This is a genomic window from Acinetobacter pittii, assembly GCF_034064985.1.
GTDB classification, from domain to species: domain Bacteria; phylum Pseudomonadota; class Gammaproteobacteria; order Pseudomonadales; family Moraxellaceae; genus Acinetobacter; species Acinetobacter pittii_H.
This window is the reverse complement of the sequence record NZ_CP139250.1, coordinates 1-7,614: the sequence shown is the minus strand read 5'-3', so window position 1 is coordinate 7,614 and position 7,614 is coordinate 1. Positions and strand designations below refer to the sequence as shown.

At 31.5% G+C, this 7,614-nt stretch carries 11 protein-coding genes; 2 read left to right on the top strand and 9 right to left on the bottom strand.

What is annotated here, in order from left to right; translation table 11 throughout:
• Nucleotides 1-686 precede the first annotated feature (686 nt).
• Together SOI76_RS18715 and SOI76_RS18665 are read left to right on the top strand one after the other, a co-directional pair.
• Nucleotides 687-905: a hypothetical protein gene (locus tag SOI76_RS18715; protein WP_001005328.1), complete on the top strand. Its 219-nt coding sequence runs from the start codon at nucleotides 687-689 to the stop codon at nucleotides 903-905.
• Between the two features lie 462 nt (nucleotides 906-1,367).
• Complete coding sequence (locus tag SOI76_RS18665) at nucleotides 1,368-1,559, top strand: hypothetical protein (protein WP_000102616.1); 192 nt, start codon at nucleotides 1,368-1,370, stop codon at nucleotides 1,557-1,559.
• A gap of 42 nt (nucleotides 1,560-1,601) precedes the next feature.
• On the opposite strand, the gene SOI76_RS18660 is transcribed toward SOI76_RS18665, so the two are convergent.
• The 9 genes from SOI76_RS18660 to repM all read right to left on the bottom strand — a co-directional run bounded on the left by SOI76_RS18660 (nucleotide 1,602) and on the right by repM (nucleotide 7,614).
• Complete coding sequence (locus SOI76_RS18660; RefSeq protein WP_032040164.1) at nucleotides 1,602-1,991, bottom strand: tautomerase family protein; 390 nt, start codon at nucleotides 1,989-1,991, stop codon at nucleotides 1,602-1,604.
• Nucleotides 1,992-2,789: 798 nt separating this feature from the next.
• Nucleotides 2,790-3,302, bottom strand: coding sequence for an SMI1/KNR4 family protein (locus tag SOI76_RS18655; RefSeq protein ID WP_001089573.1), 513 nt, complete (start codon nucleotides 3,300-3,302; stop codon nucleotides 2,790-2,792).
• A gap of 38 nt (nucleotides 3,303-3,340) precedes the next feature.
• A complete protein-coding gene (locus tag SOI76_RS18650) occupies nucleotides 3,341-3,859 on the bottom strand; it encodes a tetratricopeptide repeat protein (RefSeq protein ID WP_000447196.1) in 519 nt (172 codons plus the stop codon).
• 174 nt (nucleotides 3,860-4,033) lie between these two features.
• Nucleotides 4,034-4,243, bottom strand: a complete 210-nt coding sequence (locus SOI76_RS18645; protein ID WP_000069474.1) for a hypothetical protein — start codon at nucleotides 4,241-4,243, stop codon at nucleotides 4,034-4,036.
• Nucleotides 4,236-4,538, bottom strand: a complete 303-nt coding sequence (locus SOI76_RS18640; RefSeq protein ID WP_001140621.1) for a helix-turn-helix domain-containing protein — start codon at nucleotides 4,536-4,538, stop codon at nucleotides 4,236-4,238. The genes SOI76_RS18645 and SOI76_RS18640 overlap by 8 nt, the downstream gene beginning before the upstream one ends.
• On the bottom strand, nucleotides 4,531-4,887 hold the full coding sequence (locus SOI76_RS18635; RefSeq protein WP_000269909.1) for a type II toxin-antitoxin system RelE/ParE family toxin: 357 nt from the start codon (nucleotides 4,885-4,887) through the stop codon (nucleotides 4,531-4,533). Before SOI76_RS18635 ends, SOI76_RS18640 begins: the two co-directional genes overlap by 8 nt.
• A 535-nt stretch (nucleotides 4,888-5,422) precedes the next feature.
• Nucleotides 5,423-5,740, bottom strand: a complete 318-nt coding sequence (locus SOI76_RS18630) for a hypothetical protein (RefSeq protein ID WP_032040166.1) — start codon at nucleotides 5,738-5,740, stop codon at nucleotides 5,423-5,425.
• A 337-nt stretch (nucleotides 5,741-6,077) separates the two neighbouring features.
• Nucleotides 6,078-6,623 carry a plasmid replication DNA-binding protein gene (locus SOI76_RS18625; protein ID WP_000736775.1) on the bottom strand — a complete coding sequence of 182 codons (546 nt, stop codon included), beginning with the start codon at nucleotides 6,621-6,623 and terminating at the stop codon, nucleotides 6,078-6,080.
• Nucleotides 6,624-6,690: 67 nt separating this feature from the next.
• Complete coding sequence (gene repM, locus SOI76_RS18620; protein WP_000845851.1) at nucleotides 6,691-7,614, bottom strand: replication initiation protein RepM; 924 nt, start codon at nucleotides 7,612-7,614, stop codon at nucleotides 6,691-6,693.

The following is a 7,614-nucleotide window of genomic DNA, read 5'->3' as shown; positions in this document are numbered from 1 at the left end:
ATGAAAAGGTTATATTTTTAATTCAATAAGACGAGGCTATATCATAAACTCGCTTAATGCAAGGTAAACCTCGTTTTAATGCAAGGTAAACCTCGTTTTAATGCAAGGTAAACCTCGTTTTAATGCAAGGTAAACCTCGTTTTATAGTCTCTAAGAATTTTATAAATAAAGGCTTTCAGCATGTCTAAAAGCATTTAAAAGATTTAAAAATATTCAAAAGCTCAGGTCATGAAAAATTGCCCTTGGTTTTCGCTTCGCTCAAACTCTATTGAACTTCGCTTTCGCTCAGTTCGTCGGGGCAATTTTTTGGTTAATACTTGCGTGACTTTAAGAAAAAGCAAAAGCAACTCGGAATTCGCTTCGCTCATAAGCTTTTTTCTCGCTACGCTCGGTCCAGGAGCAAATTTCTGCATGAAAATTAAACTTTCTTAGGCTAAAGAGGGCAAAAAAATGTTTTTCAGAGAGTCTAGACGCAAATTTTGATAGTTCGCTCGTAGACACTCGCTCTATGCAGCTATCTAAAGTCAAAACATCTCTTTACTTCACTCTCTTTTGCGTTTTTTGAGCTGTTTTCTGTTTTTCGCTATAAGATCTATGTTTTTTAGATAAAGGCTCTTAAATCGCATTTGAATACTTTCTGTGAAGCTTTTCATAATTAAAGTTTTAGGTTGAAATTTTTAACCTGGATGAATGAACAAAAACTGATCTTTTTACGTTTTTATAAACCAGAAAATAAATACTTTTTTCCATGTAAAACCAAGCACCAGTCCTACGTCACTTTAGCCAATTTTCTAATCCAGAATCCGGCACATGCCGGGATTTTTTTGTCACACACCACGCATCTAAAGATGATAACCCTCAAACCTTTGCTAGATATGGTTTTTATAGGTTTTTTTATCATATAGAAACTGTTTCAAAAAAATGGATAAAAACCAATATAACTAGTTGTTTTTAAATAAAAAATAAACTTTCATTGAGTTTTTCAAAAAATATCCAATTTTTTGATTTAAAGTATTGAAATATAATGTAAAAACAGCTTTCAAACCAAATTTCAGAATATATCTTAAAATTAAGGTTAATTTATTGAAATTATGAAAAAAATTGATGAAAGTTTAGATTTTTAAGTTTCAGAATTGTGTACAAAATTAATGGACTTTTTTATGCTAAAAATTTGATTTATATGATTATTGTTCTGTACATGGTGTTGTACAAAAATAAATACTATTTTGGGTCTAAGTGAATGAAAATTATAAAAAATAATATGTACACATGGATTATACAATAATGTACAAATTTTAGTGGCTAAATTAGGTATAAAGTATTGAAATTTATTAAAAATAAATATGTACAATCCAAGGTTACTTCTTATGTCAACAGAATTAGTCAATTCAGCCAATATCATCTCTTTTCCTAAGCCATGTGCCTTCTGTGAATCAACGGAACATGTACAACTTTTTGCTGGGCTGATGCTTTGCAGGAGTTGTCAGGAAAACATCAAAATTACCAATCCTGATCTGTTTGCTACCAATGATCAGATTCAACAAAAAGCCCAGGATTAACCTGGGCTTCGTATAAGGTGTATTATGTTAATTTTAGGAAATTTAAACATTTACCTTATAATTTAACTGTAGTTCATCCGCATTTTCCCCTCTAATGCCCCAGTTTTCTTTAGGGGTTTCAAATATAGTTATCTCAACATCATTTGAATCAATACCGCATAGATTGTTTATATTTTCGAATAGAGTCTTAATAAATGCTTTTTTAGTCTCTTTTGTTCGTCCATCGAACATGGAAATTTCAATAATTATATAAGATGTACTGCGGTCTGCTGGATATATAAAATTTTTGGATTCTAGTGGAATAAAACGTTGAAACCTTTTTTCTTCAGGGTATTTTAATTCTTTAACTAAGGCCTGATGGATAGCTTTACTTAAATTATCACGATGTAATTCTATAGTTTCATCTAAAGCATAAATTTTTATCTGAGACATTACTTTCTCTAAATTAAAACCCTAATTTTAGCTTAATCTCCCCTCCCATTTAAGATAATGGCTGTTATACGAAATGAAAAACCTTAGACTCTGGTCTAGGCTTAAAATTTAAAAAATATATAAAAATCAGTGTAATAAAATTATTCTTAGAGATTCGTATAACGCCCATTATGTTAAATGGATTAAAATGGAGTCATTTATCTGAAAGGATTTTTAAGATGTTCCTTCACTATAGAAATAATTAATAGTATACCAATCAGAACTAGAACTGCTATAAGAATCCAGAACATACAAACCACAAATATTAAACATTAATAATACAATAATAATATTTTTCTGAACATAAAGTAACTGATATTTAGATTATTTTACAAGCTCAGGCTTTTGTTAAGTTTTAATTAACAGTAAATTTTTTCTAATTGGTATAAAATTTAGAAGTAGTAAGCTATTTAATTGTTTCTTATAGAAAAAAAGTAAAGAATCTTTATCTGAGAAAAGGTGAGCACAAATTTATTTTGCAATTAATATTCATTTGTAGGGCTAAATTTCAAAAGTGGACGAATGACCCACATCATTTACTTTAGGTTTCTTTTTCTTGATTTTAAGAAAAATAATTAAAACAGCAATCAATAAAATAAAGATCAGAAATTCCATAAGTATCCTTTAAAAATCTTTAGTTTTCTTAAAATTAACATAATGGGCGTTATATGAAATTCAAAAAATGATACTATTTTTGTGATAATTAAATAAATTTTAGGTGAACATAAGTTAAATAGAGCTTATATCGGCTATATAATTTTAAGGTTCCCAGAATTTATCACCCTGAGTTTCATAAAATTTACTAATGAATTCTTGAAAAGTATTAGCAACAATGTACCAATCTTGTCTTTGATCTATAGGTAAGACAACAAAAATAGAGCCGTAATCATCACTATTAGGATCACATCGAACTAACAATAAGTCTGAATCTCCATAGAATTCTCCAATAATTAAGTCACTTTGAAGAGCGTCATTATTACGATTACTTTTATAAATTTTTGAAGCAAAAATTACTTCCTCAATAGAATATAATTTTAAGCCCCATTGTCCGTATTCTTGATCTTTAAATAGATCTGCACCATTAGATACTGTATAAAAATTCTCTAATACTTTTGGTAAAAGTACTTGGGGTATTTGTGGGTAAATTTTGCTTTTTAGGTTTAATGAACACTGCAAAGGAAAGGGACATTCCATACCTCTCTGAATAGCTTTCTTAGGTTCAATCTCCCATTCATTATGTATTTTTTCTATAATTTCATGAACACTATTCATTTATTAGACTCTTAAAAAATCCTTAACTTTTACTAAAATTAATTTTCAGACTTATCCCACCAACTTTGAGCTAAATCAGTATTTTTAGGAATGCCTATACCATCACGATACATAACGGAAAGACTTCGCATTGCTTTCTTATTACCTAACTTTGCAGCCTTTTCACGAAGTTCTAAAGCTTTCTTAATATTAACTTCTATTCCGCTATCTGCGCGAGTATATAGGTCAGCTAACTCAACCATTGATTCAGAATGACCATTTTCTGAAGCTTTCTGAAACCACTTAAAAGCTTTTTGGAAATGTTCTAAAGAATCGTTTTTGTCATCATCCTCTATTAATCTAGCATAGGTAACATATCCATCAGCTAACCAAAACATTGCTGCTACATTTCCATTTTCAGCTGATTTAATAGCCCAAATTTCAGCTTGATTTTCATCTGAATCAACACCATGACCATATAGATAAATCTCAGCTAATTCTAACTGGGCAGAAGTATCTCCACTTTCTGCTTTCGCTAATAAATCATTAGAAAAAACAGGTTCTGCAAATGTTTCCATTGAAAGGCAAACTCCTAAAGCCATAAAAATATTTACTAATTTATTCAATTCTTAACCTTTAAATTAAACTCTTAGGCTTGTATGTTTTTACATCATACCTAAAAGAAAACTCTAAAATTAGAGTATATTTTTAGTCCTATTTAACATAGAAACTCTTATGCGAATCTAGAAGGATTAAGCTATTTCGTAATATTTTATCCAATAAGCATTGTCAAAAATATCAATGTAATAGCTTGGCCTCTTACAATGTGAAAAATATTCACAGCATAAATCTCTAATAATTTCAATTTCTTCTAGGCTATCGGCAGCATTGACTAAAAATATAAACTTGTCCAGATTAACAAGTAATTTAGTACTATTTTTCAAAGGTTTATTATTAGACATTAAATCCTATGTGTTTTCCTGTTGGAAGCTCTACATCAATACGAAGTTTTCCGCCCATTGCTTCAACATACTTTTTCATCGTTGAAATTTTAAGATCATGACCACGATTTTCGATTGCTGACAATGACGGCTGTTTGATTCCAAGGGTTGCAGCCAGTTCTTTTTGAGAAATCTCTAACTCTTCACGAATAAGGTGAAGCTGAGTTTCCAACAGTAATTCATCAGCCATTTTTTGAATACGAGCTTGACTCTCTGGAGAGCGACTAGCCAATAATTCTTGTAGGGTCTTAGCCATTAGATTGATCTCCTAAAGTTGAAAGATGAAGTTCGTATTGCTGATCGGCAATATCTAACATCTCTTTATAAAAACGCTTTTTACCGCCTTTATCACCGATACACAGCACAATAGCTTGTCGTAAAGGATCAAATGCGAAAAAGGCTCTCAGTGGTTTACCTCGATGCTGAACACGTAGCTCTTTCATGTTGGTAAATTTGGAGTCATAGACGGTATCTACTAAAGGACGACCTAAACTTGGTCCCTGTTGCTGTAGAACGACCAACGCTGCGAGTACTTTCTCTTGTGTAGATTCATCTTGCTGTACAAGCCATTCGTTAAACAGATCCGTTGTAATGACTGTCCACATATTACAACCACAATATAGATTACAGTCTATATATTAAATCTGATTGAATGACTTTGCAAATGGCAATAAAAAATCCCGACATCATGTCGGGATTTTTCGGTGTGGAGCGCCTAGGTAGGGCTGACTACCTGATGGTCATGGTGCCTGACTGATTATTATTGTTATTATTGTTGTTTTAAGTCATTGAACATCCTGTTCATATAGATTGATCATAAGGACTTCATCGGGGCTTAGATACAGACAATTTCGTGAAACGCTGTAAGCCAAAACGCACAAAAAATAATCAAAATTTATCCCAGTGGTTATCCACAGAAATAGTGGATTCTTTTGGGTAAAAAAGCTTATAAACTCTATGGAATTGCTATTTTTGATTGTTTTTTAAACAATTTTATTGGCAAGAAGTATCAAAATTGAACATAAAAAAACCGATTTATTTCTAAATCGGTTGAACGAGATCGTTCCAAGGGTTTAACTCAATGTAAATTATTGATCTTAAAGTAAACTTAAAGGGCCATTTCGCATAAGCACCATTATGTTAAATGGAGTCTTTATGAGAAATTAATAGTCTATTTTTGTTTGAGATTGAAGTATATTTAAAAAAATTAAGTTGTTTTTTTAAATGCATAACTTCATCTTTTAGTTTTTTGATTTGTTGCTCTCTTTCGTCCTGTATAGGGGAAGTAATTTCACCAAATTTTCTAATTAACTCACTGTATTCAATCAAGTTATTGTAGTCAAGTTTGAAATCTCCGCTTTTTATATATTTAAGTATAGTCGAGCGAGGTTTTTTATACGCTATAGCAGCATCACTGATCGAAAATTTTTTTAAAAAATGATGATGTTTACCTAGCATATTATTTCACTTAATGCATTATTAATTTGGTAGATATATGTTAATAAAATTAACATATATAAGATATAAATCTTTAATCATTATTGGTTGATAATTGAACGTTTACTTTACACATACCCTACTCTGATAATTTTTCTATTATTAAATCAATATGCTTTTAAAAATTTATATTATTAACATAATACACCTTATACGAAATGTGTTATAATTTTCCTTAGAAATCAATGCTGTAGTTTCTAGTTTATAGCCCATCTTCCCCAAGGTGGGTTTTTTTTATGATTTTTCACGTTCCACGCTTATTTATTGAGCAATATTCCACGGTTTTATTTAGCCTAAGTTAACCATATGGAAGAAAAAAACGACTCCAGAAGCCACGCTTTTTAGGCTCTGGTTCAACATGCTCTGGAACAGGAATGCGCTTATTCTCTGGAGTAGTCAATCCGTCATGTTTAGGATCATCAATATTAGGTTCTGGCTGTACTTGAGCTACATTCGCTTGCGACTGTTCTTGATCGGTAAACGTAGTCATATTGGCTTTTGGTGCTTCTAGTAAGCGCTGCATGGCCTCGATCTGATCTTGATAAAACGATTCACGTTCTAGTGATTGATTTTCTCTAAACAGTGCTTGATTTAACTGTTTTTCCAGTATGTCAACTTGACGTTTTAATAGGTCAACTTCTGTCAAGTTTTGACTGTTAATTGATTGACTTTGATTGACATTAGTATCTTTCTTTTGTGGTTCCCCAAAAACTCTTATGGCTTCTGCGAAGTCAATTAATCCATCAGATCCTTTAGATAAATTTCCTTTGTTTATATGGGCATATATGGCTTGTCGTGAATATCCGTAAAGCTTAGCCAACTCTGAAACTGACAGTTTTTTCATTATGTAAACCAGTTTTCAATTTGTGTTAATACTTGACTGTCAACTTTACAATGTCAATTGACATAATTTATTGAAAGCCAACTTTTCGAAGTAATGGAGTAAGTTCTTTTAATTTCTCCGGCTGTTTTAGCATATCTGCAATCCGTACAGCAAATTGTTCATAGCTTTCGGTGCCTTGTGAAAGTTTTCCCATTTCTGGAAGCTCTGACAATTTACTCGCAAATGAATAGCGTTGTGCATCTGTTAAAGTGATCGTTATATCTTCGCTTACACCTATACTTTTAGCTGACTTCGTTACTGATTTTTTTTGTTTAAAGCTAAATGAAAAACCTGTAATTGATCTACCAGTCTTATGCTGTTCAACTTTAACAGTAATGTCGGTATGTTCATTTACTTGCTTTAATGCAATGTCTAAGACATATTTTTTAAAGTCATACATTCGTTTGTATTCAGTATCGAGTACACCTATTTTTTGTCTGAAATCAGACAAAGTTATAAGAGGCGTTTTTCCTGTACTACGCCATGCAATCAATATCTCATATAACCGAACGGCATAAGCACTTGTTAAATTGCTTATTTGTTGTATTTCATACTTTGTAAATTGTTCTTCTAGTCTTGTAATTAAAGGCACGATAGCGGGAGCAAAAATAAGTCTAACAACCGCTTCATTATCAATATAAGCGACTTCACTCACCCATCTTGACTTGTGATTAATAATGTTGCCTTTTTCACTAAGACTTTGATAACTGAATTGTCTTGCAAATAGATCATCACAAGCATCTTTTAATGCCTGATAAGCCGTGTTTCGATGTACACCAAATTGATTGATGTAGCTTTCAGCATGAACTGTTAATGGATCATTAGCATTTATTCCCTTACCCGATTCCCTTGCTTCAACGATAGCTAGAAGAATTAACCGTTGCTCGACTAGATCAAGGTTATAACTGGCATTAATTAATGCATTATCTTTAACTATTAGTTCTGTTTTCAT